15 protein-coding genes are annotated in these 12545 nt (G+C 34.9%); 7 read left to right on the forward strand and 8 right to left on the reverse strand.

Translation table 11 applies throughout. From position 1 onward, the window contains the following. The first annotated feature begins 31 nt into the window (after positions 1 to 31). A complete protein-coding gene (locus HYY69_02430; protein ID MBI3032307.1) occupies positions 32 to 649 on the forward strand; it encodes a cob(I)yrinic acid a,c-diamide adenosyltransferase in 618 nt (205 codons plus the stop codon). 185 nt (positions 650 to 834) lie between these two features. Here HYY69_02430 and HYY69_02435 read toward each other — a convergent pair whose 3' ends face one another. After that, complete coding sequence (locus tag HYY69_02435) at positions 835 to 2397, reverse strand: ATP-binding protein (protein ID MBI3032308.1); 1563 nt, start codon at positions 2395 to 2397, stop codon at positions 835 to 837. 136 nt (positions 2398 to 2533) lie between these two features. On the opposite strand from HYY69_02435, the gene HYY69_02440 reads away from it, so the two are divergent. The 4 genes from HYY69_02440 to HYY69_02455 all read left to right on the forward strand — a co-directional run bounded on the left by HYY69_02440 (position 2534) and on the right by HYY69_02455 (position 6230). Continuing rightward, on the forward strand, positions 2534 to 4564 hold the full coding sequence (locus HYY69_02440; protein MBI3032309.1) for an adenosylcobalamin-dependent ribonucleoside-diphosphate reductase: 2031 nt from the start codon (positions 2534 to 2536) through the stop codon (positions 4562 to 4564). Continuing rightward, positions 4561 to 5118: a dCTP deaminase gene (locus HYY69_02445; protein MBI3032310.1), complete on the forward strand. Its 558-nt coding sequence runs from the start codon at positions 4561 to 4563 to the stop codon at positions 5116 to 5118. Before HYY69_02440 ends, HYY69_02445 begins: the two co-directional genes overlap by 4 nt. 26 nt (positions 5119 to 5144) lie before the next feature. Continuing rightward, positions 5145 to 5666 (forward strand): hypothetical protein, encoded by a 522-nt coding sequence (locus HYY69_02450; GenBank protein MBI3032311.1) that lies wholly within the window; start codon positions 5145 to 5147, stop codon positions 5664 to 5666. A gap of 138 nt (positions 5667 to 5804) precedes the next feature. Further along, positions 5805 to 6230 carry a hypothetical protein gene (locus HYY69_02455; GenBank protein MBI3032312.1) on the forward strand — a complete coding sequence of 142 codons (426 nt, stop codon included), beginning with the start codon at positions 5805 to 5807 and terminating at the stop codon, positions 6228 to 6230. A 19-nt stretch (positions 6231 to 6249) separates the two neighbouring features. Here HYY69_02455 and HYY69_02460 read toward each other — a convergent pair whose 3' ends face one another. The 4 genes from HYY69_02460 to HYY69_02475 form a co-directional block, all read right to left on the reverse strand. Continuing rightward, a complete protein-coding gene (locus HYY69_02460) occupies positions 6250 to 7035 on the reverse strand; it encodes an ABC transporter permease (protein MBI3032313.1) in 786 nt (261 codons plus the stop codon). A 30-nt stretch (positions 7036 to 7065) separates the two neighbouring features. After that, positions 7066 to 7998: an ABC transporter ATP-binding protein gene (locus HYY69_02465; protein ID MBI3032314.1), complete on the reverse strand. Its 933-nt coding sequence runs from the start codon at positions 7996 to 7998 to the stop codon at positions 7066 to 7068. A 6-nt stretch (positions 7999 to 8004) separates the two neighbouring features. Then, positions 8005 to 8271 carry a lamin tail domain-containing protein gene (locus HYY69_02470; protein ID MBI3032315.1) on the reverse strand — a complete coding sequence of 89 codons (267 nt, stop codon included), beginning with the start codon at positions 8269 to 8271 and terminating at the stop codon, positions 8005 to 8007. 221 nt (positions 8272 to 8492) lie between these two features. Next, positions 8493 to 8816 carry a hypothetical protein gene (locus tag HYY69_02475; protein ID MBI3032316.1) on the reverse strand — a complete coding sequence of 108 codons (324 nt, stop codon included), beginning with the start codon at positions 8814 to 8816 and terminating at the stop codon, positions 8493 to 8495. Positions 8817 to 8921: 105 nt separating this feature from the next. On the opposite strand from HYY69_02475, the gene HYY69_02480 reads away from it, so the two are divergent. Then, on the forward strand, positions 8922 to 9803 hold the full coding sequence (locus tag HYY69_02480; GenBank protein ID MBI3032317.1) for a phosphate uptake regulator PhoU: 882 nt from the start codon (positions 8922 to 8924) through the stop codon (positions 9801 to 9803). Positions 9804 to 10016: 213 nt separating this feature from the next. Then, on the forward strand, positions 10017 to 10478 hold the full coding sequence (locus HYY69_02485; protein ID MBI3032318.1) for a hypothetical protein: 462 nt from the start codon (positions 10017 to 10019) through the stop codon (positions 10476 to 10478). Between the two features lie 86 nt (positions 10479 to 10564). Here the strand turns inward: HYY69_02485 and HYY69_02490 are convergent, their stop codons facing one another. Genes HYY69_02490 through HYY69_02500 form a run of 3 tightly spaced genes read right to left on the reverse strand, consistent with a single transcriptional unit; the run spans position 10565 to position 12504 of the window. Continuing rightward, positions 10565 to 11281, reverse strand: coding sequence for a hypothetical protein (locus tag HYY69_02490; protein ID MBI3032319.1), 717 nt, complete (start codon positions 11279 to 11281; stop codon positions 10565 to 10567). 17 nt (positions 11282 to 11298) lie between these two features. Continuing rightward, positions 11299 to 11901, reverse strand: a complete 603-nt coding sequence (locus tag HYY69_02495) for a hypothetical protein (protein MBI3032320.1) — start codon at positions 11899 to 11901, stop codon at positions 11299 to 11301. Then, positions 11902 to 12504: a hypothetical protein gene (locus tag HYY69_02500; protein ID MBI3032321.1), complete on the reverse strand. Its 603-nt coding sequence runs from the start codon at positions 12502 to 12504 to the stop codon at positions 11902 to 11904. Between the last annotated feature and the right edge of the window lie 41 nt (positions 12505 to 12545).

A 12545-nucleotide genomic window follows, 5' to 3' on the forward strand; every position in this document is an offset into this window, starting at 1 on the left:
GATACAAGAACTTTACAAAATAGGTACTATTATGGCTAGATATGGAAAAATCCAGGTATATACCGGAGATGGAAAAGGAAAAACAACAGCATCATTAGGATTAGCTCTGAGAACTGTTGGCCAAGGCGGTAAAGTATTTATTGTGCAATTTATGAAAGGCGGCGCATACACCGGTGAATTTATCAGCATCAAAAATTTCCTCCCAAAGATTGATATTATACAATTTGGAAGGGGCTGTGTTAAAGAAAAAAAACAAATGAAATTATTAGGGATTAATGAAGGAGCAAAATATTTTGATTTTGTGAGAGAAGATATTGAATGCGGACCTTGCAGATATTGTTTTCTTAATGACCAGGAACAAGTAAAATTCGTGAAAAGCGCTTTTGCCTTAGCGCAGAAGTTAACTGCTTCAGAAGATTATGATTTAATTATTCTTGATGAAGTTAATGTAGCATTGAAATTAGGATTTTTGAGCATTGAAGAAGTGCTTGAATTAATGGAAAAAAAACACCCGCAATTGGAGTTAATAATGACCGGCAGAGATGCCCATGAAAAAGTAATGGAGAAAGCAGATTTAGTTACTGAAATGAAATTAGTCAAGCATTATTTCGACAAAGGCACTTCTGCAAGAAGAGGGATTGAGTATTAAGAGAACTTTGCAAAATCATGGTTACTGCCTATTTTGTGAGCATTTTCGAAATACTTATCGAGCAATTTTCGGAGTTCCAGAGAGAAAATTGCTTTGTTAAAAAGATATCTCAATGCGAACCGGCAGTAACCCGAGCTTTGCGAGTATTTTGCAAAGTTCTCCTAAGTTTATGTAGGTTTAAGAATTTAAGCTCTAAAACCAATGGAACTATAAGCATCACAAAATTTTTTAATTCTCCTGTCTTCTTTTTTATTTTCAGCTGGATTGGTATGACGAGAAACTAAACTAAGTGCCTTACCAAAGTCATCTGAAGAAATTGTTACGCCTGAATAATCTGCTTCAACTAAACCTGAAAGAGCTTCAAAAGTATCCCTGCTTCCTGCTTTTCGAGCTGCTGCTCTTTGCAAAGCAAAATGTCCTGCGCGATTGCAAATTTCTGCTAATGCTGCAGGGGTGTAACCTTCAGTAGCTTGCGCTAATGCATGAATAGTAACCTCTGAAGCTAATGGCTTAGCCCGAGTGTGTATTGCTAAAATTGCATCGCGTATTTTAAGATCAGGTAATGGAACATGTAAGACATAACCAATTCTTCCAGGGCGCAAAAATCTATGATCAATTAAATAAGGATCATTAGTAGATCCTGATAATAAAATCCCTGAACGCTGTATCCCTGATAAATTATTCAACCAATTTGAAGTCGCAGCATGTTGTCCATCACTTGAACCATTAGCATCAAAAAGAAGTGCCTCAATATCGTCACAATGGATAATAACTTCAGCTCCGGATTTTTCCCTTAAATCCTCAATAGCTGCTAATATTGAACCTTCATCTTCTACACGATTAGGCCGTGAAAGTTGAGTGCGTTTATCTAAAACTAATTGCATTGCGCTTAAAGGAATAAATAATGTTTTATAATCACCTGTAGCAAGAGCTTCTGCAATAAGGGTTTTGCCTGTTCCTTTGACACCTGCTAAAACAACTGATTCAGGTTTGCAGCCAAAATAACGTGCAGCATCTTTATTATTTCCTGAAGCAAATAACGTCCATTTCATAAATTCTATAATTTCTTCAAGTCCTGCAATATCTTCTGAAGTTACTGCCCTTAATCCGATGCGTGATAAATCCCGGTATAAGGCGTAGATAAGATTTGCATAAGGATATGGTTTACCATGATTAAGAATGTAAGCTGTTTGAACAACACGCTGGGCAAAATCAAGTTCTCGTATATCATGCTGTTCCCTGATTTCTACTAATGCTCTACCATCATAAAGCCAGTTTCCATCTTTTGAGCGTTGAGAAGCTTGTTCTTTGGTAAGAAATTTTCTGCAAACCCATATTCCTGTTGAGCCTGCTTCTTGAAAACCCCAATCCTTAAGAAGATAACCAATAGTAGTTTCACTTACTCCTGCATTCCAAGTAACATACTTACTCGCTGGTCGTTTGCCACCAAGAGGGTGAGAACGACATTGAATTTTATTTGGAGCATGAATATATCTTGCTAAATCTTCTAAAGCATCCATCTGCTCCTCAGTTATTCTTGGAAGATCCCAGTGTGCAATATGCCTGTATTGAAGATATCTATCTTGACCTTCTGATCGAGATTTGCTTACTAAAGGACAACTCAAAGCATCAGGTCTTAATCCACCAATGCTATCAATAGCAGAATAAATAATACGATATATAGTTTGCAATACCTCTAGTTTATGAGGATCTAAAACAGTTAAAAGTGGATTGCTTTCATATCCCATACCCAAAGGGAGATTAACTATTATTTAAAAAATAGCATTAATTATGTAACTACTAAATTAAGACAATTATAATAACTTACATTTTATAAACGAAATAATCATCCCAAAATTAAAAAGTAGCTGAAAAGGCAATGCTATGCCCCTTGAAAAAGTCATTAAACGGAATGGTGAAACTGTAGTTTTTGATCCAAAAAAGATCACAGATGCATTGTACAAAGCAGCGCAAGCTATTGGAGGAACTGATGAAGAGCTCTCTAAAGCATTAACAAAAAAGATTGTAGCAAAGATAGAAGAATTATTTCCTGACAAAATCCCCCATGTTGAAGATGTTCAGGATGTTGTTGAGCGTGTTTTAATAGAAGACAATCATGTAAAAACAGCAAAAGCATATATTTTGTATAGGGAACGCCAAAAAAATATCCGGGAGGTAAAACAGTCATTAGTAGGAGGATATGTTGATAAGCGCTTTACTATTAATGCATTAAAAATTCTCAAAGAACGATTATTAATGAAAAAAGAAGATGGCGCTGTTGAAACGCCTGAAGATATGTTTAGAAGAGTAGCAAAAGAAATAGCAAAAGCAGATAAACAATATGATAATGAGCCAAACCTGAAAGAAACTGAAGATAAGTTTTTCGAGTGTTTAAACAAGCTTGATTTTTTGCCAAACTCGCCCTGCTTAATGAACGCAGGAACCAAAAATCAGCAGTTAATTTCATGCTATGTCCTACCAATTGAAGACAGCACTGAAAGTATTTATACAACATTAAAAAATGCTGCAATGGTGCATCGTACAGGTTCAGGAACAGGCTTTTCTTTTTCCAATTTAAGACCAAAAGAAGATACGATCGATGATTCTCGTGGATTTTCAGCAGGGCCAATTCCATTTATGCATGTCTATGATAAATCAACAGAAATAATCAAGAAAACTGGTTTAAGGCGTGGCGCAAACATGGCAGTGTTGCGTGTTGATCACCCCAATATCCTCGATTTTATTACCGCAAAAGAAAATCCCCATCACTTGAGAAACTTCAACATCTCTGTTGGCATTACAAAAGAATTTATGGATGCATTAGACAACAGAAAACGATATCCATTAATTAATCCGCGAACAAAGCAGGAAGTTCGTTTATTGCCTGCTAAAGAGGTCTTTGATTTAATTGCAACAATGTCGTGGAAAAATGGTGAGCCAGGAGTTATTTTCCTTGATACTATTAATGAGAAGAACCCTGTTCCTGAACTTGGTGAAATAAAAACAACCTCTGCCTGCGGAGAAGTGCCTTTGCTTGAATATGAAGCATGCCCGCTTGGCTCAATAAACTTATCTAATATGGTGCAAGGAGGCAGGGTCAATTTAGCTGCATTGCGGGACACTGCGTGGATTGCAGTGCATTTTCTTGATAATGTTATTGATGTAAATAAATACACCTTAAAAGACAGTGAAAAAATAACTAATGATAATAGAAAAATAGGAGTTGGAGTTATGGGTTTTGCAGATATGCTGTATCAGTTAGGGGTTCCTTATAATAGTGAAGAAGCAATAAAAGTAGCAGAAAGAATCATGAAATTTATTCGTGATGAAGCAAGATTAGCTTCAGAAGCTCTAGCAAAAAAAAGAGGAGTATTTGCAAATTATGAAAAAAGCATATATGCAAAAAAAGGAATAAAGCAAAGAAATGCGACAACAACTGCTATTGCGCCAACAGGAACAATCTCATTAATTGCTGATTGTTCTTCAGGCATTGAACCGAATTTCGCTTTAAGTTACATGAAAAAAATCACCGGTGGGGATGAGTTATTATATGTTAATAAGCATTTAAAAAGCGAATTATTGAAAAGAGAGATTTATTCTGAAGATTTAATGAAAGAAATTGCATCAAAAGGATCACTCCAATCATTTTTGGATTTAGCATCAGAAATCAGAAAAGTGTTTGTTATTAGCCATGAAATACCTGCAGAATATCATGTATTAATCCAAGCAGCATTTCAAAAATATTGCGATAATGCAGTTTCAAAGAGCGTTAATTTAGAGTACACTTCAAGCAAAGAAGATGTCGTTAAAACCTTCAAGCTTGCTTACAAACTAGGGTGTAAAGGAATAACCATTTATCGAGATAGAAGCAGAGAAGATCAGATTTTAACACTATTAGGGGGAGAAGCAATATGATATTGAGCGATATTGATATTAAAAAGGAATTGGAAAAAGGAGACTTGCTTATTGAAAAAATGACCTTCAACCAAATTGGCCCTTGTTCAGTTGATTTAACCCTTGGCAATACCTTTATGGTTTTCAAACATGCTGATATTACCCATGTTGATCCAAAAAAGATTGATCGGGAATCATTAATGTCAGAAACAATTAAAGAAGAGGATAAGCCATTTATCATTCACCCAGGAGAGTTCGTGCTTGGTGCAACAAAAGAACGAGTAAGAGTTCCGAGTTATTTGGTAGGAAGATTAGATGGAAGAAGTTCTTGGGGAAGATTAGGTATTATTGTGCATTCAACTGCTGGTTCTGTGCATCCTGGCTGGGATGGCCAGCTTACCTTGGAGATTGCAAATATCTCAAAACTCCCTGTTGCATTATATCCAGGAATGAAAATATGCCAGATTAGCTTCCAGCAACTAACATCACCAGCAGAAGAGCCTTATCATAAAAAGCAGAATGCCAAATACATTAATCAAGTAGGCCCAGGAGCAACCAGAGTAGGAGAAGATTAAAAAAGAATAGTTAGTTTCTTTAAAAGATGGCATGGCATGAACATCTCCGTAGAGACCTTAGGGAGCATCAAGAATTAAGACTTGCCTTAATAGATAACCTTGAAGCAGTTATTGAAGAAGATGCAAAGGCAATCGAAGTATTTACTGAAGATAATGTAGATCTAAGGATAACTCAAAAAAGAGTACGACAAGACTTACCAGATGATTTTTCTTCTGATCAAACAAGGTATTCTCTTGCAGCGGTTTATTTTGCCAATGCTAGATATTTTGGAATAGCACCAGATCATAGAAACGATAGACTCCAACTAGTTATTCATCGAAAAACTCCAGTAAATAACATAGCAACCTATGACTATGAAAGTAATGATCCTTATCCCCATGTAATAAAAATTCCGCATACTGATTTCAAGAAGGTGAAAGATTTTTTAGAATCATTAGATGCAGAAACAAGACATGCTGTCCACTACAATATGATAGGAAGAAATCGAAAAACAACTGGAAATCTAGCAACAAGAGCAGAGCTAGTAATTACAGAAACTATAGACTAGGGAAAATATGAATATAAGCCTTCTAGAAAATTATTTGATCCTTTCATTAATGATTTTGACCTTGTTCGAGAGGCTAATGGACATGCTGGAGCTGATTATGTATGTGGATTATTAAGTATTGACGCAGATAAATTAAAAATGCAGCTATATTGGTTGATACGATTGCCAATAAGAGAAAAACCACAAAACACTGAGGTATTTAAAGAATTAAGAACAATGCTAAAACAGGTAACAGGCATTGCTGAAGATATAAATACATATTTGAAAAGAACAAGAATATTGTATCTTGTAAACCAAGCAAGAAGAAGAGTAAAAGAATTTTATTCAGGAAAGAAACCTTATTCATTACCATTGGAAAAAAGAGCTTTTGAAACAAGACAATATGCTTTAGAAAAGTTACCTTATGAAGTTCCTGAAAGATATGGTGTCATATTGGATGGAGCAACCATCACAAGATTCGCTTCACAACTCGATTATGTAGCTTTAAAATTAATAACACAAACACCAGAATTATTATATGCTGAAGCGCAACAGAGAGAAGCTGAACTAAGAAAAGTTGCATAACATAAAAATCCTGAGTAAATTAATCTCCTCTCGCTAACAACCCAGTTTTCTTAGCATGTTGAAATGAATAATACAATACAACAGCCATAACAAGAAGCAATGCTACTGATCCTAACAAAGCAAAGAATAATTGCATGTAATTAACGGTCTGTTGATTAAGAAAAGAACGAAGATTCTCAAAAACATAGGTTGAAGGTAATATAATTGCTATGTTCTGCGCCCAACCTGGTAAAACAGTTAAGGGATAGAATACACAGCTAAAAGGCTGGACAATCCAAACACTGCTCCATGCTATTACTTGAATACGCTGACCATACCTAAATATAAGAGCGACAATTAATAATCCAAGAGCCATGCCAAAAAGTGATAAGATGAGGATTGATAATGCTAAAAAGAATAAGGGAAATTGAAATATGTTAAATGCATAAAAAGTGTACGCTAAAATAAACTGAAACAAAAAGCTAACTAATCCTCGAAAAAAAGCAAATAAAATAATAGAAACTATATGCTCTGATAATTTGATAGGGGATGAGAATAGATTATATAAATTTCTCGCCCAAAAATCCTCTAAGACAAAGGTGCCTAAATCCTGTGAAGCTTTCCAGACAAATATCCAGAGAATAATTCCCCCAAACATCATGCTTAAAAGATTAAAATTAGATAATTGTTCAATATAAAGATACGCAAATCCCCAGATAAATAAGTCAATCACTGGCCAGAAGAAGATATCAAATAATCTGTCAATACGATTAATGGAGATATAATAATATTTCAATAATAACGCTGAAATTCTATACCATTTCATAGTATTTTCTCCAAATAGGTTACATTACTTTCATTTCTTACTTCGCGCGATCTGAATAAAAATATCATCCAGGGTTGGCTTATTCAAATGCATATTGCTTAATTTAACACCTTGTTGAAAAGTAAGATTCATTAATTTATACAATTTATCACCTACTGCATCAATTTCAAACACAACCGTATTGGTACCAGTAGTAATTATGGTAATATTTTTTTCCTTGAGCAGCTTCAATAAACCTTTAAAATTCTCTTTCACAACTAAGGCAACCGTTTGCTTCCTAATCATCCGTTTAAAGTTATCTGCAGTGTCTATTTTAAGGATTTTGCCTTTATCCATAAACGCAATTCTATCGCACAATTCCTCAACCTCAAACATATAATGAGAAGTAAATATAATGGTAGTGCCATGTTTCTCTTGATACTCTTTAATAATCGTCCTTGTCTTTTCAGCAATATCCGGATCTAAACCAACAGTGCATTCATCAAGAAACAACACTTCAGGATCATTGATAAAACCTTTGCAAAGCGAAACACGAGTACGCTCTCCTGAACTTAACAACGTTACTTTTTTATCAGCCAATTCTTTTAATTCAAATATATCCAGCAGATGATTTATTTTTTCTTCTACATTTCTGATGCCATATAATTTAGCGTAAACACGTAAATTCTGTCGAATAGTCAGTACTTCGGATAAAGAATAGTACGCAGTTGCAACATTAACTTTATTTTTAACCTCTTCCCAAGCTTTTTCTGGATCTTTGCCTAAAATCTTAATGCTCCCTGAATTCATGCTCAGTAATCCATTAAGAATATTAAGAGTCGTTGTCTTGCCAGCGCCATTTGGCCCAAGCAACCCAAAGATTTCTCCTTTTTTCACAGAAAAGGATATTTTATTGACTGCTTTAACAACAGCTTGCTTACTCTGAAATGTTTTTACTAAGTTTTTTACTTCAATTGCGTACATAGCCTCTTAAAACAAACTGAAGCTTAAATAGTTAATGATAGTACCAGTAGGAAGAATAACATCTTGAGCAGCACTTTCTGTTTTCAAGACATAGCCACTCAAGATGATATCTTCAGGGGTAGGATTATATAAGACAACAGCTTCCCCACCACTCTCTGTTGCAACAGGATCATAATATACTTCACTTATAACAACTGAATTAGCTAAAACACCAGAACCTAAACCAAAAAATAACACTAAATTAGTTAAAAATACTCTCAAATATTTTTCCATAATAATCACCTCAGAAATGTGATAGTTGAAGTGCTTAATATAACCACCGTCGAGAAAACCGAAAATAGTTATAACAAAATCGGAAGAAACAACAAGAATAATGAAAGATTTTCGAAAAAGAGTATGCCTAATGAAAATCTTTCGGAAAAAACAAAAAGATTACGTATGAAAATAAGAAATTGAAAGAGAAATAAGAGTAAAACAAGAAGAAATCTGAGAAATCAGCGATATGCTGGACTTTCATCAATCATACGTTCTTCAGCTATTCTATCTGAATTCCAACCTTCCAAAGTTTGCCTTAATCCATCATAAGCCTTGATATCATCCTGAGGAATAATTCCTCTATAAACTGCTGTGTTTGGCGAAGCTTGAGCAACAGTGTCAACAAAGGTATCGGGATGATATCCCTTAGGTAAAAAAACTCGTTGTGCTGTATAAAATGGTGTAACTACAGGAACACTGAATTCAACTTCTCGAGGCACTAACGCATCAACTAATTTACCAAGATCCTCTCGGGGAGCAATCATCATTACTTCTTGAGCCATATAACCACCTCATGTAGTTAATTATAATTTAATGACATGAAACATAAGAACTGAGATTTAAATATAACCATTAAATATTTAAACTAGTTTAAACTTTACAAAGATGTGGAACAAAAAAGACGTCTGCAAGAACTGGGTGGATCATTATATTTATCACTGCCTGCTTCATGGCTGCAAAAGTTTAACGTGAAAAAAGGAAGTCATATCTATATTACGCTTGAAGATTCCGGAGCTTTAACCATATTTCCTGAAAAGGTTGCAAAAGATGAAACAACAAAAGAAAAAACAAGCACTATTCTTTATAATAAATATATTTTTAGGAATATAATGGGAGCATATTTGATAGGGAATGATTATATTGTTATAAAAAAAGAGCTTCCCTTTACCAGAAAAGAACGAAACGAGATTCTTGCTATTGTTCATAACCTTTTAAATGTGGAAGTTATTGAGGAGCAGCCACGCAAGATTGTTATTCAAAATCTCAAATCTGAGCTTGATATTAAAAAACTCGTTACAAGAATGTATCAACTAACAAAAACAATGTTAGAAGATATAATACCAAACCAAGATGATAAAGAAATTCTTCAAAGTGTGATTGACCGCGACAAATTAGTAGGAAAATGCTATCTTGCGATTATCATGCAGATTCGAGCATCATTAACAAGAAGCTGGAGCAAAGATATTAGTTTTGTTGAAATATTTGATATTCGCCTGCTCATTGAGAGAATGGAAAAGATTGGCGACGAAATTAAACATCTTGCAAAAGAAATGCTTGAGAAAAACAAACCAAAACATGATGATCTTGACGATCTAAAAGAATTATTAGCGTTATACGAACAAGCATACGGAGCTTATCTTAAAAAAGACATTTCAACTGCAGAAAAATTCTGGGATAATGAAGAAAAATACAAGAAACAATTTAACCACAATGCACACCTACAAACAATGTATGAGTTAATCAAAGATATCACTGATTTGGTAGTTTAGATAATAGACTCAGGTGAAAATGTAGTTTTTGGCATCTTTTGGTGAAGCTCTTCTTAATTTTACCTTGAGGATTTTTCGGAGTGCCAGAGAGAAAAATCCAATCGAAATACTCTTCAAGAGCTGAACTGATGCCAAAACCGAGGCTATGCCGAGATTTTCACCTGAGCCTAAACAATAAAAACTTTTATTAACCAGTAAACGAGGTAATATTATATGAACAACTTACGCCCTCCAAACATGCCTCCTCTTGGTAGTATGGATCCTGGGATGATGGATATCAAAGCAAGCAAGCAACGAGAACTCCAGAGAGATTTGCCAGCCCAACCTCCTTTAGAATTAACGCGTGATATTTCAAGGAGAATGAGAGTTCTTGAAGAACAATATACTAATGTAAGAAAGAGTATGCAGCTTTCTGAACAGAATGTAATTCAAGTAGGAAAAGACGTGAAAAGTGAATTAGCTATGCTGAATTCAGAAATTTCTGAATTAAAAGCAGAACTCAATGAACTTAAAGATGAGCTTAAGTTGATAGTAACAGAATTAAAAGAAACTGCTAAGAAAGATGATGTTCAAGTGCTTGAAAAATACATTAATCTCTGGGAACCAGTTAAATTCTGCACACAAAAAGATGTTGAACAAATTCTAAGAAGAGTATTGCAACAGAATCAGAAATAGGATGTGATTATTCAAAGTATTTTATATTGATTAAAGGAAGAAGAGCTTCACAAAATAGGCGCTAAAAACTACATTTTCTAAAGAACCTAAGGTCGTTGTTGTTGCTTCATATCCGCAGTAATTCTGCTCAATTCATTAACATTTTCTGTCATAATAGGCAATACTTTCTGAAATACTTTTTCAAGCGCTTGGATATCAGACCCAATAGTAGTTAAATTTCTATCATAATCTCCTATTCTACCAAGAACACCTTTATGAAGGGTATCAAATTGTTTTTGAAGATCAACAAATTGCTGTTCAATTTTCAAAATCCTTCCTTCAGTCCTATCTTTCCAGTCAATAATTTTATTGATGCTTTTAACAATTTCATTCCATTTCTCATCAATTATTGCTTCTGCTATCTCTTCAATGCGCTCTAAGCCTGGAATCTGGGGAGAACCTGACTGACTGCCTATGTTCCCCATGCTTTGAGCATCATTATAATCCTGATTCTGCCCATAATCTTGAGCAATTGATTGAATGTTATTTCCTGGAAATTGCTTATTTTCTTCAGGAAGCATTTCATTTGCCATCATACCTGGATTTGGTCCCATACCAACACCTGTCTTAATTTCAGCTTGATTCATCGCGTCAAAAATATCAGTCATATCAACACCTTCACGCTGTAAGGTGTCAATGATTTGACTATTCCCTAATCCTTTTCGTTTTAAATCCAATACTCTATCAGTAGGAGGTCCCTTTACACGAGGAGGTCCTAATTGAGGATTTGCTTCCTCTTTTTTACCAAAACTAAAGAGAGGCATGATACATCACAAGCAAGTTAATGGCCACCGCGATCAGGCCAGTCAGGAGTCATTTTACCTGACATTAAGCGCACGGTGAGCGCTGCAACGATTAACACAAATAAAAGCCCGAGGACTTTTGGATGATAAATGGTTCTTTGAAGATTAGTCTGATAATTTCCAGTTGCTGTGCTTCCTCCAGGATCTTGCTTGGTAAGAACAAGTTGTTCTCCAGCTTGACCAAGTTCAAGCTGCTTTTGACCAAAGGAAGTAGATAATGCGCCAAGGATGATAATAACTATAACAATAATAAATGTCCATTGAAGCCCTGCATGATTTTTCATCATGGATGAAATGCTGTCATCTGAAACGCCAAACAGTTTTACGCCAATGAGAGCAAAGATTACAAGGATGAACAAAATAGTAAACCAGGGAGCTGCAAACATGACTATGGAAGTTATATTTGGAGAGAGAACAACAACAAAGGAAACAACAATAGCTAAAATCGCATGTATGATTTTATTTGCGCCAAGAGCTTTGGTGTATTGCAATGCTGCGTAGATAAGTACTAAAACTAAAATAAAAGAAAGAACGGGTGTAAAGTGCTGCAATAATTCAATATTAATAACTGGAACAGCCATTTAATGGTCACCTCGACCACCGCCCAAGAGTTTATTGAACGATTCAAGACCTTTACCCACTTTAGACAATGCTTCTCCCTGCCCTGGTTCACGAAGTATAAACCATAACACTATAGCAAATACTAAGATAACAATAACTAATGAAGTTGTATCAGGACCCCACCAATTGGTATAAAATGATGGCCACCAGTCTGCTGCTGAACCGAAAAAGTAGACTACAGCAGCAAATGAAATAAATGCAATAATTCCGCCAAGATTATGAACAAAATTTGGCGCTACTATGCCGGTTAATAATAATACCATCATAATAGCAATTGCTACGACAGAGATATTTGGCAGCGCTGAATTCATAATAACGACAAGATCTGCGCCCTCAGGATATTTTCCCAAGACATGAGGCATCACAACCATAAGAGATAAAATTAAAGCAAACATAGCATTGAAATTCTTGTGATGCTGACCAAGAATATTAGTTTTTTGGAGAATCGCAAATACGATTAAAAACACAAGAAAAAAAGGTAAAATTACCTCAGTTAAATTATAAGATTCTAAAAATGTTAAAAAACTACCTGCACCATATGTTGAACTATAAGGGTATGCCATACTGTCAGCCTCCTTTTTATGAATTTTTATTATATTATCAT

The sequence above is a fragment of the Candidatus Woesearchaeota archaeon genome (assembly GCA_016192995.1).
Taxonomy (GTDB): domain Archaea; phylum Nanobdellota; class Nanobdellia; order Woesearchaeales; family DSVV01; genus JACPTB01.

Bases quoted from the DNA above. Each gene is read 5' to 3' on its own strand.
- HYY69_02495 (MBI3032320.1), bottom strand. From the start codon at position 11,901: ATGGCTGTTCCAGTTATTAATATTGAATTATTGCAGCACTTTACACCC.
- HYY69_02435 (MBI3032308.1), bottom strand. From the start codon at position 2,397: ATGGGATATGAAAGCAATCCACTTTTAACTGTTTTAGATCCTCATAAA.
- HYY69_02455 (MBI3032312.1), top strand. From the start codon at position 5,805: ATGCAGCTATATTGGTTGATACGATTGCCAATAAGAGAAAAACCACAA.
- HYY69_02445 (MBI3032310.1), top strand. From the start codon at position 4,561: ATGATATTGAGCGATATTGATATTAAAAAGGAATTGGAAAAAGGAGAC.
- HYY69_02465 (MBI3032314.1), bottom strand. From the start codon at position 7,998: ATGTACGCAATTGAAGTAAAAAACTTAGTAAAAACATTTCAGAGTAAG.
- HYY69_02475 (MBI3032316.1), bottom strand. From the start codon at position 8,816: ATGGCTCAAGAAGTAATGATGATTGCTCCCCGAGAGGATCTTGGTAAA.
- HYY69_02485 (MBI3032318.1), top strand. From the start codon at position 10,017: ATGAACAACTTACGCCCTCCAAACATGCCTCCTCTTGGTAGTATGGAT.
- HYY69_02450 (MBI3032311.1), top strand. From the start codon at position 5,145: ATGGCATGGCATGAACATCTCCGTAGAGACCTTAGGGAGCATCAAGAA.
- HYY69_02430 (MBI3032307.1), top strand. From the start codon at position 32: ATGGCTAGATATGGAAAAATCCAGGTATATACCGGAGATGGAAAAGGA.
- HYY69_02440 (MBI3032309.1), top strand. From the start codon at position 2,534: ATGCCCCTTGAAAAAGTCATTAAACGGAATGGTGAAACTGTAGTTTTT.
- HYY69_02470 (MBI3032315.1), bottom strand. From the start codon at position 8,271: ATGGAAAAATATTTGAGAGTATTTTTAACTAATTTAGTGTTATTTTTT.
- HYY69_02490 (MBI3032319.1), bottom strand. From the start codon at position 11,281: ATGCCTCTCTTTAGTTTTGGTAAAAAAGAGGAAGCAAATCCTCAATTA.
- HYY69_02500 (MBI3032321.1), bottom strand. From the start codon at position 12,504: ATGGCATACCCTTATAGTTCAACATATGGTGCAGGTAGTTTTTTAACA.
- HYY69_02460 (MBI3032313.1), bottom strand. From the start codon at position 7,035: ATGAAATGGTATAGAATTTCAGCGTTATTATTGAAATATTATTATATC.